Consider the following 14,465-nt stretch of genomic DNA (forward strand, 5'->3'; position numbering starts at 1 on the left):
ACAATAACGAAATTATAATGAAAGAAATTCTTCCACGGAAGAGTTTCTTTTTTAATACAACTGAAAAACTCAGAATTCTTTTTTCATTTTTTTATTTGGCTGTCTCAGTACTTTTTATTTTCAGCAAATCTCTGATTCTCATCTTTGGAATTGTCATGTTTTTTATAGGTCTTTATCTCGCATTTTTCAGATGGGTTTTAAGATATTTTGATATTAAAAATAATTACTATCTTATTACAAATCAGAGAATAATTATTGTTGAAAAATCGACTGGCGAAATTGAAAAGCAGAGAAATTTTTTTGAAATAACTGAGATCAATGCAGAAATGAACGGCAGTTTTTTTGGTAATATCATTTTTGGAGAACCTGAAAATATCTTTGGAAAAAGTGACGAGCCATTTTCATTTTTCAACAGAGGCGGAATGAATTTCACCGAAGATAAATATGTATTTCTAAGTGTTGAAAATATTAACGAGGTTATTCCTGTTTTTGAAGAGCTTGGTTTGAAGGTTAAGAAAACTTTTTACTAATTTTACAGTGATGAAAAAGATTTCTGTCATATTTATTCTGCCGGATCTGGAAACCGGAGGCGCCGAAAGAATTGTTACAACCATAGCAAATCATCTCTCACGGGATCGTTTTGAGCCCAAGATATTGCTTCTGCGCAAACAGGGAGGTTATCTCAATATTTTGAAAGATGACGTTGAAATCATTGATGTGAATACAGAAAGAATAAGACATTCCTTAAAACCTATTCTCAGGGAAATTTACCGCAGAAAGCCGGATATTGTATTTTCCGGATTTGGAGAAGTAAATGCTTATCTGTCTTTATTCATCAAAGTTTTTCCCAAAACAAAATTTATTGCAAGAGAAACCAATGTTGTTTCTCAGCACGTTACCAGAAAGGAGATTAAATTTTTCTACAATTTCTATAATAATTACGATACAATCATTGCGCAGAGTGATGATATGAAGCATGATCTGATGCTTAACTTTAAGATTAAACCTTCAAAAATCGTTAAAATAAACAATCCTGTAGATTTTGATTTTATTGATGAAAAAATTAAAATCTCCCATAAACCGGAAAGTTTTAAATACGGCTATAAAAATGTTGTCGCGATCGGAAATTTATCGGCAAGAAAAGGTTTTGATAATTTACTGAAAGTTTTCTCAAGGCTTAAAAACGAAAATGTCCTGCTTCATATTTTAGGAGACGGAAAGGATCGTGAAATCTTGCATCAAATGAAAGATTTTTTAGGCTTAAAAAACGTGATCTTTCACGGAAGACAGGAAAATCCTTATCAGTTTTTAAAATATGCAGATCTTTTTATTCTTTCATCAAGATATGAAGGTTTTCCAAATGTTTTGCTCGAAGCCGGAGCTTGCGGAACGTATTCTTTAGCCAATAATTGTCCCGGAGGAATTACCGAAATCATTCAGAATGATACTAATGGTGAAATTGCGAATATTGAAAATTATGAAGATTTTTCGCAGAAAATTATGAAGATTCTTCATGAAAATCATGAAAATGAAGCCATTAAAAATTCGATAAAATCCAGATTTTCCAAGAATATTATTTTAAATCAGTATGAAAAGGTATTGCTGGATCTGATGAAATAGCCATCTTGAGTATTCAGCTAATATTTTTTAATTTTGGACTTTTAATTTCAGAAAACAATTAGTAATGATTAAAATCCAGAAACTGGGATGCGCCTGCGAAAAACCGACTTCCACCTATACAGAATTCAGAACGTCAGAATTGGGAATCGATAAAACGAACGGAAGATTTGCCGAAGTAAGCATTCAGCAGTGCAAACTTTGCCAGAGAATCTGGATCCGTTATTTTGTGGAATATGAAAGCTTTTCCAAATCCGGAAGATGGTACAAAGGAATTGTTTCTAAAAAAGACCGTCCTGACATAACCCCTGAAAATGCTGTAGAATATCTCGAAAGTCTTGATTGGTACGTTTACGGAGGCTCATATTTTGAAAGCACAGGAGAATTCGGACAGGGGAAACTGAAGTTGGATTTGTAAGGGTTTAGCATTATTTGATGAAATAAATATGAATAAGTTTGAAAAGCTAAAGTATTACAGGTTTATTAAAAAATTACGTTCAAATGCGATTGCTATTATAACAGATCAAATTGAGATGCACTCTGGATATTTTAAAATGCATTATCTTATTGGAAGAATAAATGATATCCAACCTTTAGATAACATTGATTTAAATATTTTAGAGAAATACTATAGCGAAATTCAATTTTACCCAGTCGGTGAAGAAAGAAAACTTTACAATACAGAGTATCTTATCAAACTTGATTCAAAATTAAAAATAGTAGACACGAAATATAAAAATTTACTTGATGAAAAATGTAAAGAAATCATTGAGAAATTTAAAGACATTCAAGATTATTGTTGAGAAATTTTTATAACTCAGACTTCTCCTTAAAATTTGACAAATCTCACTTTCTCACGTGGTAATAAATCGTTAAATTTGTAAGCATAAGAAAGTTAATAATAAACAAATTCATAAAATAACATGAGTCAATTCGATGTTACCGTAATCGGTTCCGGTCCTGGTGGTTATGTTGCTGCAATCCGTGCTGCACAATTAGGTTTCACAACAGCAATTATTGAAAAATATCCAACTTTGGGAGGAACTTGTCTTAACGTGGGATGTATTCCGTCAAAAGCGCTTCTAGACAGCTCTGAGCATTTTGAGAACGCAAAACACAATTTTGCAGGTCACGGAATCATTATCAACGAACCTCAAGCCGACATTGCAAGAATGATCGAGCGTAAAAATGAGGTAATTAAACAAAATACAGACGGAATCAGCTATCTGATGAACAAAAACAAAATCACTGTTTTTGAAGGAGTTGGAAGCTTCGAATCCGCTACTCAGATCAAAGTAACAAAAAACGACGGTTCTACAGAAACCATCGAATCCAAATATACCATCATTGCAACAGGTTCTAAACCGTCTTCTTTACCTTTCATCACGTTAGATAAAGAAAGAGTGATTACTTCTACAGAAGCTTTAAATCTTAAAGAAATTCCGAAACATTTAGTGGTAATCGGAGGTGGAGTAATCGGTCTTGAATTAGGTTCTGTTTACCTAAGATTGGGAGCTCAGGTTACTGTGGTAGAGTTCATGGATAAAATTATCCCGACAATGGACGGAGCATTAAGTAAAGAATTAACGAAAGTTCTTAAAAAGCAGGGAATGAAATTCATGCTTTCTACAGCCGTATCCGCAGTGGAAAGAAACGGAGATACCGTAAAAATTACAGCGAAAGACAAAAAAGGAGAGGAAGTAACGGTAGAAGGAGATTACTGTCTGGTTTCTGTAGGAAGAAAACCTTACACAGACGGACTTGGACTTGAAAAAGCTGGTGTTGAGCTTGACGAAAGAGGAAGAGTGAAAGTAAATGACCATTTACAAACCAATGTTGCGAACATTTACGCTATCGGAGACGTTGTAAAAGGAGCAATGCTGGCTCACAAAGCAGAAGAGGAAGGTGTTTTTGTTGCTGAAACGTTAGCAGGACAGAAGCCTCACATCAATTATAATTTAATTCCGGGAGTGGTTTACACATGGCCGGAAGTTGCAGGAGTTGGAAAAACTGAAGAGCAGTTGAAAGAAGAAGGAGTCGCTTATAAAGTAGGTTCTTTCCCGATGAGGGCTTTGGGAAGAAGCCGTGCAAGTGGTGATGTAGATGGTTTGGTAAAAATTATTGCTGACGAAAAAACAGACGAAGTTCTTGGAATGCACATCGTAGGAGCAAGAGCAGCAGATTTAATTGCTGAAGGAGTTATTGCTATGGAATTCCGCGCAAGTGCAGAAGATATCGCAAGAAGTTCTCACGCGCACCCAACGTATGCGGAAGCGATTAAAGAAGCAGCTTTAGATGCTACGGCAAAAAGACCAATTCATATGTAATTGATTAACAATCATATAAATAAAAAAGAGAAATCAGATACTGGTTTCTCTTTTTTTTGGCATGAAAGTGGAGCTGGAGATTAAAAAAAGTGTTATGAAAAATATATTTATGAGTGTTTTGTTTCTTGTAGGAAGTTTTTCTTTCGCGCAGGAAGCAGGAAAAGCAGGCGAGCTTTTAAAAAACGAGGCTTCAAAAACAGAAATGGAATCTCCAAAAGCAAAAAGAGCGGAGAGCAGAAACAGCAATAATTCAGGGTTCAGAAATCAGAATGGAAATAATAACGGATTCAGGGTTAAAAATCCTAATTATCAATGGAATCAGCAGTATGGATATTCCGAAGTTTTTCTGAGAATTCCAGAGCAGGGAATGTTTAGTGTGGAACTGGGAGATCAGTTTATTTCCAACAATTCCGGAAGATTCAGATTTTTTGATCTACCGTCAGGAAGAATTCCAGTTTCGATTTACGAAAGCGGGTATTTATTATACAGAACCACTTTGAATGTAAGAAACAACAGCAGACTGGTTCTTGATTTCTTTACCAATGAAGGATTGTTTTTATTAGATTCATATCCTGTTCAGAACCAGTCTTACGGATTTAATGACTGGAATGATGTCTGGAATAATCCTTACGGAAATTCGGGAGGATGGAATGATGGCGGAAGTTATGCCAATGTGATGGATAACAGTTCTTTCAGTGAATTCATGGATATGTTGAGAAAAAATGCAAGATTTGACGACAGTAAACTCTCTATGATCCGACAGCAGATGCGTACAACCATGTTTACTTCCCAGCAGATCAGCGCTTTGGTAAAAGAAGTTAGTTTTGATAAAAATAAACTTTCACTGGCAAAATCTATGTTTTCAAAATGTGTAGATAAGCATAAATATTTTCTGGTTTACGATGCCTTCGATTTCGAAAGCAGCAAACGGGAACTGATGGAATTTGTACAAAATTCATAAAAAATAGTTTGAAATTAATATTAGTAACTTGATAAACTTGTCTAAACTTTTTTACCGCAAAAGATTGTAACACTTTAGTTGTTTAAGTTTAATTCCTAAATTGAAAAAAGAGCACATAAGTTAAAGAAATCAAAGATTTTTTCTCTTTGCAGACTTTTGAAATACTTTAAAAGAATCGGATAAAGTCTTTTTTCTCTTTTACGGTTAAATTTAAAATTAGTTTAAACAACGTATTAATAATTTGATATTAAAAAGTTAGAAAGAGAAGCAGATTGTTTCTGTTTTTTTGTTTAAAATTTTACATTTTGCAGATTCGGGTTATATTTCCTTACCTTTGCAGACTAATTTTATCATACATGCAATTCGGAAAAACTCAGACTTTAAAAATTTCAGATAAAAATAATTCGGGATGGATCTTAACAGACGAATCCGGAGAAAAGGCTTTTCTTCCTAAAATTTTCATTCAGGATGATAAGGAAATTGATGACGAAATTGAAGTTTTTGTATATCAGGATGATGGAAAATTAAAGGCAACCACAGAAATTCCTTTGGCAGAAGTGGGAGAGTTTGCAGTAATGAGCTGTGTTCAGAGCCTTCCAAGCGGAGCTTTTATGGATTGGGGAATCATCAAAGATCTGTTTATTCCTTACAAGCAGCAGAAATCTAAGATCATTGAAGGAAAAAGATATTTAGTATACATTTATGTGGATGAAGATCTGGAACTGATTACCGGAACCACGAAATTCAAAAGAAATTCTCAATATCAGGATCTGCCTTTCCAGAAAGGAGATAAAGTGGATCTTATTATGATGAATGAAAGTGAGTTGGGCTGGAATGTAGTCATCAACAAAAAATATATCGGACTCATCTACAATTCGGATGTATTCAAAAAGCTTTATCCGTTGTCTCAAGAATCCGGTTATATCAAAGAGATCCGCGAAGACGGAAAAATTGATGTTTCCCTACAGCCACAAGGTTTTGAAAATATTGATGAATTTAAAAAGAAAATTTTAGACAGACTAGAAGAAAACTACGGCTTGCTTCATCTTTCAGACAAATCGACTCCCGAAGAAATTAAGGACGAAGTTCAGATGAGCAAAAAGAACTTTAAAAAAGCCATCGGAGGATTGTATAAAGATAAAATTATCGATATTCTGGACGATAAAATTCGATTATTGTAATTGTTTTTGACTCATCAAAAAAGTGGTGAAAGACAATCAATAAACCTTTGAAAATAAAAAAACGAGCGGAAATTTTTCCGCTCGTTTGTTTTATTTTTTGTCTTTTAAAAAGTTGATCTGTTCTTTCAGCATCTTAATTTGTTCATCTTTACTTTGGATAACCTTATCATATGTTTCTTTAATTATATCCTTATAGTCATTATTAATTACTTCTACATAGCCGTTGCCATTACCTTCATTAGAAAGATTATGGATAGTATTTTTATTATTAATATCCAGAAGATTGGATAAATCTTCATCAAGAATTTCAGAAATTTTCATTAGTCTTTCTACACTTAGTTTAGTCTCTCCTGTTTCTATTTTGCGATATGCAGCCGGAGTTATATTTAATTCATAAGCCATATTTTCAAAAGTATAGCCTTTTTTACTTCTTTGTTGGGCTATTTTCTCAATAATTTTCTCCATTTCCATTGTTTATATTTATTTTTATCAAAAGTATATATTTTTTCACTAAAAGTAAGGTTTTTTTTATCAAAAGTATTTCCCTAGCTTACGATTTATATTTAGTTTAGCATATGAAAAACACAAGTGCACAAATGTTTTTTTAGTGTTTTAAAATTATTATTAATAAACAAAAAATCATTTTATGAGAAAGACGTTATTGGCAACTTTATTGATTGCCGGAACAACTTTAGGTTTTGCAAAAAATAACGTAGAACCTGAAACTAATGTAAAACTTCAAGATAATAAAATTGAAGTTAAAGAAACAAAAGAGGTAAAAGAAGAAAATGATGATTCAGCTCGTAAAATCTGCACAACTATTTGGACTTGGACAACAAGTTATCAGGTCACAGGTTTAGACGGAACTACTCAAACGGTAACGGATCTTCATACAGCTCAAACAACCAATTGGTGTGGAGATAATAGCCCAAGAACAACATTTGTTTCTGGACAGCCATAATATTATTAATCTAAGTAGTGTGTATTAAGCTAATACACACTATTTTAAATAGAATTCTTAAATATGAAATTTATAATTAAATTAATTTTACTATCTGTTCTTTTTTCTAACGGATTAGTTTATTCTCAACGTTTACAAGTTGAGTATGAAAAATATGACCTTACAGATGGTAGTAACATTAATATGTCTAACGAATTCAATGAGAAGGTAAGACAAATACGTAAAACTCCCCAAAAATATTTTTTGTATTATAAAGATGGAAATTCTTTTTTTAAATCTATTCCTCGCAATTCATTTACTCATAACGCAGGTGATATAAAAAAAGATGAGAGTACAACGTTACATAATAGAGAAGTTTTCAAAGATGTCGAATTAAAAATTTATCATAATAAAAATGAAAATGGAAATTATAGTTATCATAATTTTCAAAATATTAATGAAGAATTTTATGGATATAAAGACACGAAATTTACGAAAATCGAGTATAAGGATGATATAATGAATATTGATAATTATGTCTGTAAATTAGTTGAAGTAAGCTTTGATTCTATAACAAATTTTAAAGTTTGGTATACCGAGGCTATTCCTATTTCTGCAGGACCTTTTTCTTTTAATAATTTTCCAGGTTTAGTTTTAAGAGTGGAAACAGATAGTTATAAGATAACGGCAATTAAGATTAGTAATGATGCAAAGGAATCGGAAGTAGAAACAATGAACAATAAGCTCAAAGTATTTAAGAATGAAGATTATGATAAAAAATTGAGAGAGGTCAGAGAAGAAAGTAGTAAACCTACTTTTGAAGAAATAAAGCTTTAATATAATGCAAAGGTTTTTATACTTATATATTATATTTCTAATAAATTTTTCAGTCATACAGGCTCAAACTATTCACGTAAAAATAAAAGATAATACAAATAAACCACCTGAAAATATTAATGTACAATTATTTGAGAATAATAAAATAATAGATTTTAAAAAAACAGATTATACAGGACAATGCACCTTTCAAGTTTCTGAAAAAGGTTTTTTTTCTTTAAAATTTACTTCTGTTTTTTATAAAACAAAAACTGTTGAAATCAATACTTCAGAACAATCTAGTTTTGAAATAGAATTGGAAGCACAAATTACTGAAATAAAAGAAGTAGAAATAAAATCTCGTCCAAAAGTAGTTACAGCAAAAGAAGATACTATTGTTTTTAACCTAAAAGCGGTAAGAGATGGAACTGAGCGTACGACAGAAGATCTTATAAAGAAATTACCAGGTTTAGACATTACTGAAAATGGAAAAGTAACATATAAAGGAACTACAATAGGACAGGTTTTAGTAGAAGGTAATGAGTTTTTTGGTAAAAACCATAAAATTGCGACTCAAAATATTTCGGCTAATATGTTGGATGGGATTGATTTGTGGCAAAATTATACTACAATTAATGGAAACCGTTCAACAGCTCTTAATTTAAAATTAAAGCAAGAATATAAGGGAAAAATAACGGGTAATATCGAAACTAATTTTGGTATAAAAAACTCATATTTGGCACATGGTAATTTATTCAGGTTTGGAAAGCTCGGAAATTTAGCCCTTATCGCTGATTTCAATAATATAGCTAAAGACCCGATTAGTTATATGGATTTTTATGAAATGAATTCTCAGGAAAGTTTAGATGACACACCAAATAATTCTGTTGAAATAGAAATTCCTACATTTCTCAATAATGATGGTAAAGTAAAATCAAAAAATAATCAATTTGGGGCATTACAGTATTCCAAATCAAAAAAAGATTTTAATATTACTGCTTTTTCTATTTTTAATAATGCTCAATTAGAAAAATTTTCTACTTCTAAAAGAAGTTCTTTTGAAGGGGAATCACAAGCTTTTAACTTTTCAGAACAACGAATAGAAAATAATAAAGGTTTTTTAGGAACTACTCAGATTAAAATGAAAAAAAGTTTATTGGATGGGAGTTTCTTTTATTATACTTTTGGTTATAATCCTACACAGGATCATTTTAATCAAAGCATAGATAGATATTCTACTGATTGGAATTTTTATAGAATTGATAACTCTGTAAATAATGATAATTTTAGTAATTCTTTTTCTTGGAACAAACAATTAGATAAATCAAAAATCATATTATCATTTAATCAGTTTAATGAAAAATATTTAGGAGATTTGCATTTACTTTCTAACAATAATTTGTTCTTATCTAATACTAATAATCTATTTCAAAGATATGATGTTACTTCAAATAAATACTCATTAGATTTTCATTTAAAAAATAAAAATAAGTTTATTAACTTTAATATTCATTCAGGTTTTTCATTTAGAAAAGATAATTCTGAACTACTAAACTTTGTTTTTAGAACAGTAGAAAACAAAATGAAAGTATATCATTATCTGAATGATCTGAATTTATATAAAGAACTTGGGAAATTTGATATATCAGGTTCGTTAAGTTCCCATTTTGTAAATATAAATGAAACTGATAAACATTATTTTGAAAAAAATATAAGAATAAAATTTAATCCCAAATCTGTTATCAATACGGAATTTGGTCTAGAATACAATTCAAAATATACACTCCCAAATTTAAGGCTGCTTCAATCTGAACCAATTTATACAAAAGAGCTAACGTATTATCAAAATAGAGATATTACAACAGAATTGTTATGCAAGACAGATACTTATAAATTTACATGGAATAGATTTAATATGGAAAAGGGTAATTTATTGTTCCTTTTACTATCGTATGAAAAAGCAAAACCAATATTTACGTCTAATGTATCGAATTTTGAAGCATTCTCAAAAATAGAAAATGTTATTGGTAAAAATAGAGAAAGACTTTTTTATATACTTTCAAGCGAATATAAATTGAATAGACAGCTTTCTCTTAAATCAAAATTTACAGGATCACTTAATAAGACAGATAATTATATTAACAGTAACATAAACACATCTACGATTTACAATTTCGAGTTAACTCAAAAATTATCTACAAATTTTAGAAATAAACCAATGCAATTTGATTTAGGATACACTTTTACTGAAGGTGTTTTCAAACAAAGTTTTTACAGTACTACTTCCAGTCAAAATAATATAAGACTATTTTTAGGAATTAGGACTAATGTAAAAAAAGAGTGGGTTGGAAATATATTAAGTGAATATCTCATACAGAAAACTGAACAAAATACTCTTCACAATTTTTTAATTGGCGGTCAAGTTTCGTATAGAAAAGAGAATTCAAACTTTGAATACAATTTGCAATTTAATAATATATTAAATCTTAATTCCTTTCAATATATAAATGGATATACGAGCCAGTTAGGAATAGAGGAAGCATCAATTACAGCTCTACACGGTTATATTACAGGCGGTTTGAAATATAATTTCTAACTTACTATTTTATAATTTTATAATGTTTTTAACTATTCTAATGCATGTAGTATATAGACTGATGTTTTAAGCAATTGTTTACATTCCTTTAGAAACTCATTAGATTCAAAAAGCATCAATAAAAACATTTAAAAGGTGTTCGTTGTCACATTTTGTGAGAACGAACACCTTTTAAATATAAAAAAAGACTCTTTTAATATTAAAACAGATACTAAAAGAGTCAAATTGTCATATTTTTTATTAATGGCTATTCCTTTTTAGGATTAATTTATTTCCTTTTTTGCTAAACCTTTGGCTTAAATCCTCATATATAGGTTTAGCGGTGTTCACTCCTTTAGATGCAGCTTCTTTTACTGTACCATAATACATCATGGAAGCTACAAGAGCTTCACTTCCGGCAAGCATAATGGTATCATCTAGGTCAGAGGCTAATTGTTCGGCAAGATTTGCTAAAGGTTTAAGTCCTGTAACCACCATTTCGTCTTTCAGAAATTCAACTTTATCCATATAGGAAGGTGCAAATTCCGGATTGCTATTGATGTAGGTTTTTACTTTTTGTACCGTTGCAATAGTTTTATCGCCCATTTTAAAAAGTGCTTTTCTTTCATCATTAGTTAAACCTTGCAGAAAAGGAGCTAATAAAGTTTTACATTCTTGAAGCTTTTGATTTACATCGTCTAATACATTTTGAGGAATTTCTACGCTGATTTGATTATTTGTGCTCATTTTAAAAATTTTATTCTAAAATAATCATAAAACTAATTGTACAGTAAAATTTGATATTCTTTTATTTTATGTTAAATTATTTGTTTTAAAAATATGATGCATGTCACACTAATTTGTTTAATAATTTTGTTTAACAATTTTGTCAAAAATAAAATTTGATTTAAATTTGCACAAATTTGTTTAACAAAAATGTCAAATCAAGCAAAAAAAGACCAAACACAGGAATTAATTAAAGACACAGCAAAGAATTTATTCTTTGTGAAAGGTAAGTTTGACGCTACTACTCAGGAGATTGCTGATGAAGCCGGTGTCAACAGAACGCTTATCAATTATTATTTCCGCTCACGGGACAATCTCATTCAGATTATTTTTGATGAAGCCCAGAAAGTGGAAAAAGAAAAATCTGAAATCATCATGAATTCTGATCTTCCTCTGAAAGAAAAGATCAGCCAGTTTATCGAAGGAAGTTTATCTACAAGTCTTCAGTATCCTTATCTGGAAACCTACATCGTTTCGCAGATCAATAAAGGGAACTGCCACAAAAAAGACATCGAAGAAGATGAATTGAAAAGGCTTTTTAAGGATATTGAAACAGAAATGGAACGGGGAAATATAGAGAGGATGAAACCTATCCAATTTCTTCTGAATATGATTTCTCTGCTGGTTTTCCCAAGTGCGGTAAGACCTTTATTAATGGAAAATCTTATGATCAGTGAGGAAGAATTTGATAAGATCATATCCGAAAGAAAAGAGATCATCTTGAATATGTTATTTAAAAACTAAAAAAATGTTAAAGTATTTTAAGAAATGATTCGTCATTTAGATATAAAAGCATTTAACATAATAATTACATTAAAAAAATAAACGAAGTATAATATTATGAAAAAACGTATAACTGCAAACAAGCTAAAAGTAGGAATAGCGGCTGCATTTATGATGTTCGGTTTTTCATCGGTGTCTGCACAACAGCAGGTTTCCTTACAGGAAGCTATCAAACAGGCACTTCAGAATAAAGCGGAAGCCAAAAAGGCAGCTTTACAGATCAAAAAAGCCGAATACAAGATTGATGAGGCAAAAGCAGGAGCTTTACCTCAGATTTCAGCAACAGCAGGTGTCACTTACAATCCGATTATTCAGGAATCCCTTCTTGCATTTGGAGGCGAAAAAATCAGAGCCCAGTTCGGTCAGCCGTGGAACTCTACCGCTTCCGTACAGCTTCAACAGGCAATTTTCGATCAGAGAGTGTTCACCGGACTTAAAGCGGCAAAATCTACAAGAGAATTTTATGTTCTTAATGCGCAGCTTACCAATGAGCAGATTATCGAAAACGTAGCATCCGCTTACTATCAGGTTTTTGTTCAGGAAGAAAATCTTAAAACCGTAGAAGCAAGCTATGCGAATACCGAAAAAGTAAGAAATGTGATTAAAAGTCTGGTGGATAACGGACTGGCAAAATCCATTGATCTCGACAGAACCAATGTTCAGCTTACCAACATCGGATCAAACAAACAGACATTAATTAATTCTGTTCAGTTGGCTAAAAACGCACTGAAGTTCTATATGGGAGTTCCGATTGAATCTGATATCGAGCTAGAAGAAAAAACCATTGAACCAAAACCGGAACTGGTTGCAGGAAATTTAAATCTTGATAACCGTACCGAAATCAAAGTTTTAAATAAAAACAGAGAGCTTCTGGTATTCAATAAAAAAGCGACGGAAGCGTATCTTTACCCTACAGTAAGCCTTGTAGCGAATTACGGTTGGGGTGCAAACGGAGCAAAATTTCCATTAACCAACGGGCTTAAAAATGGCGTTCTCTGGAGCGATTACTCTGCAATCGGATTAAATGTTAATATTCCGATTTTTACCGGAGGAGCTACAAAAGCAAAGATCAATCAGGCAGAAGTTGATATTCAGGATCTTGATCTGGATATTCAGAATACACAGTTAAGCCTTAATTTAGATTATAAAAATGCCATTACCAACATAGAAAATGCTTTAATTAATATTGAAAGTATGAAAGACAACGTAGGATTGGCAGAAAGAGTTCAGAAAAATACACAATCCAACTACCAGTACGGTTTAGCAACACTTACAGAAGTTCTGGATGCTGAAAATGCTTTAACGCAGGCAAAACAGAATTATGCCAATGCTTTGCTGGATTACAAACAGGCTGAAATAAAGTTAATTAAAGCAAAAGGAGAATTAAACACACTACAAAACCCGTAATAAACTATGAAAAAAACTTTAATATATATCATCGTAGCAGCTGTCCTGGTTGGTTTGGCGGCTTACAAGATTGCCGGAAATAAAGAAAAGCAGACACAGGAAGTAAAAGAAGTTGCAAAGCAGGTAGACAAAGTTAACGTAAACGTTGTAACGGTTTCGAGAGAAAACATTGATACAGATTACAGCGCAAACGGAACATTTATCCCGAAACAGGAAATGAACCAGTCTTCTGAAATTTCAGGACGTGTAGTAAGCGTTTTGGTAAAAGAAGGTTCAAGAGTGGGAGCAGGACAGGTATTGGCAACCATTAAAAGAGATGCTATTGAAGTAGATGTTACACAGGCTCAGAACAATTTGCAGAATGCTATTGCGGACAACCAGCGTTATGAAAATGCCTTCAAAACAGGAGGTGTTACCAAACAGCAGCTTGATAATTCCAGATTACAGCTTAAAAATGCTCAGGCTGCTCTAAGAGCCCAGGGGGTAAAAGTAAATGATACAAGCATTCGTGCAGGAATCAGCGGAACCATCAATAAAAAAATGGTAGAGCCGGGAATGGTGGTTGCTCCGGGAACAGGACTTTTCGAAATCGTAAACATCAACAGCTTAAAACTTTCAGTTTTGGTTGATGAAAGCCAGATCGGGAAAATTCAGTTAGGACAGGAAGTTCCGATTAAAGTAAACGTTTTACCGGAAGATTCATTTGTAGGAAGAATTACATTTATCGCTCCTAAAAGTGATGCTTCTTTAAATTTCCCTGTTGAAATTGAAGTTCAGAACAGAGGAAACCTTAAAGCCGGTATGTACGCAACAGCAACATTTAAAACAAACAACGGTGCAGAAACGCAGAATATGTTAACGGTTCCTGCAGAAGCATTTGTAAACGGGGTAAGCTCCGGACAATTATTTGTTGTACAGAACGGAGTGGCTAAACTCATCAAAGTAACCGTTGGAAAAGTATATGGCGATAAAGTTCAGGTTTTAAGCGGACTGAATGGCGGAGATCAGGTGGTGACAAGCGGACAGATCAATCTGGATAACGGATCTAAAGTAAATATCGTAAAGTAGAAGG

15 protein-coding genes are annotated in these 14,465 nt (G+C 32.1%); 13 read left to right on the top strand and 2 right to left on the bottom strand.

Annotation, left to right across the window (positions count from 1 at the left end; translation table 11 throughout):
• The first annotated feature begins 17 nt into the window (after positions 1-17).
• From WFH39_RS03210 to WFH39_RS03240, 7 genes are all read left to right on the top strand, one after another.
• Positions 18-530: a hypothetical protein gene (locus tag WFH39_RS03210; RefSeq protein ID WP_336688786.1), complete on the top strand. Its 513-nt coding sequence runs from the start codon at positions 18-20 to the stop codon at positions 528-530.
• A gap of 10 nt (positions 531-540) precedes the next feature.
• Positions 541-1,620 carry a glycosyltransferase gene (locus tag WFH39_RS03215; RefSeq protein ID WP_336688787.1) on the top strand — a complete coding sequence of 360 codons (1,080 nt, stop codon included), beginning with the start codon at positions 541-543 and terminating at the stop codon, positions 1,618-1,620.
• A 64-nt stretch (positions 1,621-1,684) separates the two neighbouring features.
• Complete coding sequence (locus WFH39_RS03220) at positions 1,685-2,035, top strand: hypothetical protein (RefSeq protein WP_336688788.1); 351 nt, start codon at positions 1,685-1,687, stop codon at positions 2,033-2,035.
• Positions 2,036-2,063: 28 nt separating this feature from the next.
• Positions 2,064-2,420, top strand: a complete 357-nt coding sequence (locus WFH39_RS03225; RefSeq protein WP_336688789.1) for a hypothetical protein — start codon at positions 2,064-2,066, stop codon at positions 2,418-2,420.
• A 120-nt stretch (positions 2,421-2,540) separates the two neighbouring features.
• Entirely contained in the window at positions 2,541-3,944 is a 1,404-nt protein-coding gene (gene lpdA / locus WFH39_RS03230) for a dihydrolipoyl dehydrogenase (protein ID WP_087710504.1), read from the top strand.
• Positions 3,945-4,038: 94 nt separating this feature from the next.
• Entirely contained in the window at positions 4,039-4,905 is an 867-nt protein-coding gene (locus WFH39_RS03235) for a DUF4476 domain-containing protein (protein WP_336688790.1), read from the top strand.
• 356 nt (positions 4,906-5,261) lie between these two features.
• Complete coding sequence (locus WFH39_RS03240) at positions 5,262-6,086, top strand: CvfB family protein (protein ID WP_336688791.1); 825 nt, start codon at positions 5,262-5,264, stop codon at positions 6,084-6,086.
• Positions 6,087-6,176: 90 nt separating this feature from the next.
• Here WFH39_RS03240 and WFH39_RS03245 read toward each other — a convergent pair whose 3' ends face one another.
• Positions 6,177-6,551 (bottom strand): helix-turn-helix domain-containing protein, encoded by a 375-nt coding sequence (locus WFH39_RS03245; RefSeq protein WP_336688792.1) that lies wholly within the window; start codon positions 6,549-6,551, stop codon positions 6,177-6,179.
• Positions 6,552-6,732: 181 nt separating this feature from the next.
• Here WFH39_RS03245 and WFH39_RS03250 point away from each other — a divergent pair, with 181 nt between their 5' ends.
• The 3 genes from WFH39_RS03250 to WFH39_RS03260 all read left to right on the top strand — a co-directional run bounded on the left by WFH39_RS03250 (position 6,733) and on the right by WFH39_RS03260 (position 10,438).
• Complete coding sequence (locus WFH39_RS03250) at positions 6,733-7,047, top strand: hypothetical protein (RefSeq protein WP_116548105.1); 315 nt, start codon at positions 6,733-6,735, stop codon at positions 7,045-7,047.
• A 63-nt stretch (positions 7,048-7,110) separates the two neighbouring features.
• Complete coding sequence (locus WFH39_RS03255; protein WP_116548106.1) at positions 7,111-7,863, top strand: GLPGLI family protein; 753 nt, start codon at positions 7,111-7,113, stop codon at positions 7,861-7,863.
• 4 nt (positions 7,864-7,867) lie between these two features.
• Positions 7,868-10,438, top strand: a complete 2,571-nt coding sequence (locus WFH39_RS03260) for a hypothetical protein (RefSeq protein WP_336688793.1) — start codon at positions 7,868-7,870, stop codon at positions 10,436-10,438.
• 240 nt (positions 10,439-10,678) lie between these two features.
• Here WFH39_RS03260 and WFH39_RS03265 read toward each other — a convergent pair whose 3' ends face one another.
• Positions 10,679-11,164 carry a hypothetical protein gene (locus tag WFH39_RS03265; protein ID WP_336688794.1) on the bottom strand — a complete coding sequence of 162 codons (486 nt, stop codon included), beginning with the start codon at positions 11,162-11,164 and terminating at the stop codon, positions 10,679-10,681.
• A 189-nt stretch (positions 11,165-11,353) separates the two neighbouring features.
• Between WFH39_RS03265 and WFH39_RS03270 the strand changes: the two genes are divergently transcribed.
• From WFH39_RS03270 to WFH39_RS03280, 3 genes are all read left to right on the top strand, one after another.
• The gene (locus WFH39_RS03270) at positions 11,354-11,947 is read left to right on the top strand and encodes a TetR/AcrR family transcriptional regulator (protein WP_336688795.1); all 594 of its coding nucleotides are present in this window, start codon (positions 11,354-11,356) and stop codon (positions 11,945-11,947) included.
• Between the two features lie 93 nt (positions 11,948-12,040).
• On the top strand, positions 12,041-13,393 hold the full coding sequence (locus WFH39_RS03275; RefSeq protein WP_235131918.1) for a TolC family protein: 1,353 nt from the start codon (positions 12,041-12,043) through the stop codon (positions 13,391-13,393).
• A 6-nt stretch (positions 13,394-13,399) separates the two neighbouring features.
• The gene (locus WFH39_RS03280) at positions 13,400-14,461 is read left to right on the top strand and encodes an efflux RND transporter periplasmic adaptor subunit (protein WP_336688796.1); all 1,062 of its coding nucleotides are present in this window, start codon (positions 13,400-13,402) and stop codon (positions 14,459-14,461) included.
• The last annotated feature ends 4 nt before the right edge of the window (positions 14,462-14,465 follow it).

This window comes from Chryseobacterium sp. MMO-72, from assembly GCF_037146035.1.
Lineage (GTDB): Bacteria > Bacteroidota > Bacteroidia > Flavobacteriales > Weeksellaceae > Chryseobacterium > Chryseobacterium indicum.

Excerpts from the sequence above, each read along its gene's own strand:
- WFH39_RS03270 (WP_336688795.1), top strand. The coding sequence starts at position 11,354 with ATGTCAAATCAAGCAAAAAAAGACCAAACACAGGAATTAATTAAAGAC.
- WFH39_RS03215 (WP_336688787.1), top strand. The coding sequence starts at position 541 with ATGAAAAAGATTTCTGTCATATTTATTCTGCCGGATCTGGAAACCGGA.
- WFH39_RS03280 (WP_336688796.1), top strand. The coding sequence starts at position 13,400 with ATGAAAAAAACTTTAATATATATCATCGTAGCAGCTGTCCTGGTTGGT.
- WFH39_RS03220 (WP_336688788.1), top strand. The coding sequence starts at position 1,685 with ATGATTAAAATCCAGAAACTGGGATGCGCCTGCGAAAAACCGACTTCC.
- WFH39_RS03250 (WP_116548105.1), top strand. The coding sequence starts at position 6,733 with ATGAGAAAGACGTTATTGGCAACTTTATTGATTGCCGGAACAACTTTA.
- WFH39_RS03245 (WP_336688792.1), bottom strand. The coding sequence starts at position 6,551 with ATGGAGAAAATTATTGAGAAAATAGCCCAACAAAGAAGTAAAAAAGGC.
- WFH39_RS03235 (WP_336688790.1), top strand. The coding sequence starts at position 4,039 with ATGAAAAATATATTTATGAGTGTTTTGTTTCTTGTAGGAAGTTTTTCT.
- WFH39_RS03240 (WP_336688791.1), top strand. The coding sequence starts at position 5,262 with ATGCAATTCGGAAAAACTCAGACTTTAAAAATTTCAGATAAAAATAAT.
- WFH39_RS03255 (WP_116548106.1), top strand. The coding sequence starts at position 7,111 with ATGAAATTTATAATTAAATTAATTTTACTATCTGTTCTTTTTTCTAAC.
- WFH39_RS03210 (WP_336688786.1), top strand. The coding sequence starts at position 18 with ATGAAAGAAATTCTTCCACGGAAGAGTTTCTTTTTTAATACAACTGAA.
- lpdA (WP_087710504.1), top strand. The coding sequence starts at position 2,541 with ATGAGTCAATTCGATGTTACCGTAATCGGTTCCGGTCCTGGTGGTTAT.
- WFH39_RS03225 (WP_336688789.1), top strand. The coding sequence starts at position 2,064 with ATGAATAAGTTTGAAAAGCTAAAGTATTACAGGTTTATTAAAAAATTA.
- WFH39_RS03260 (WP_336688793.1), top strand. The coding sequence starts at position 7,868 with ATGCAAAGGTTTTTATACTTATATATTATATTTCTAATAAATTTTTCA.
- WFH39_RS03265 (WP_336688794.1), bottom strand. The coding sequence starts at position 11,164 with ATGAGCACAAATAATCAAATCAGCGTAGAAATTCCTCAAAATGTATTA.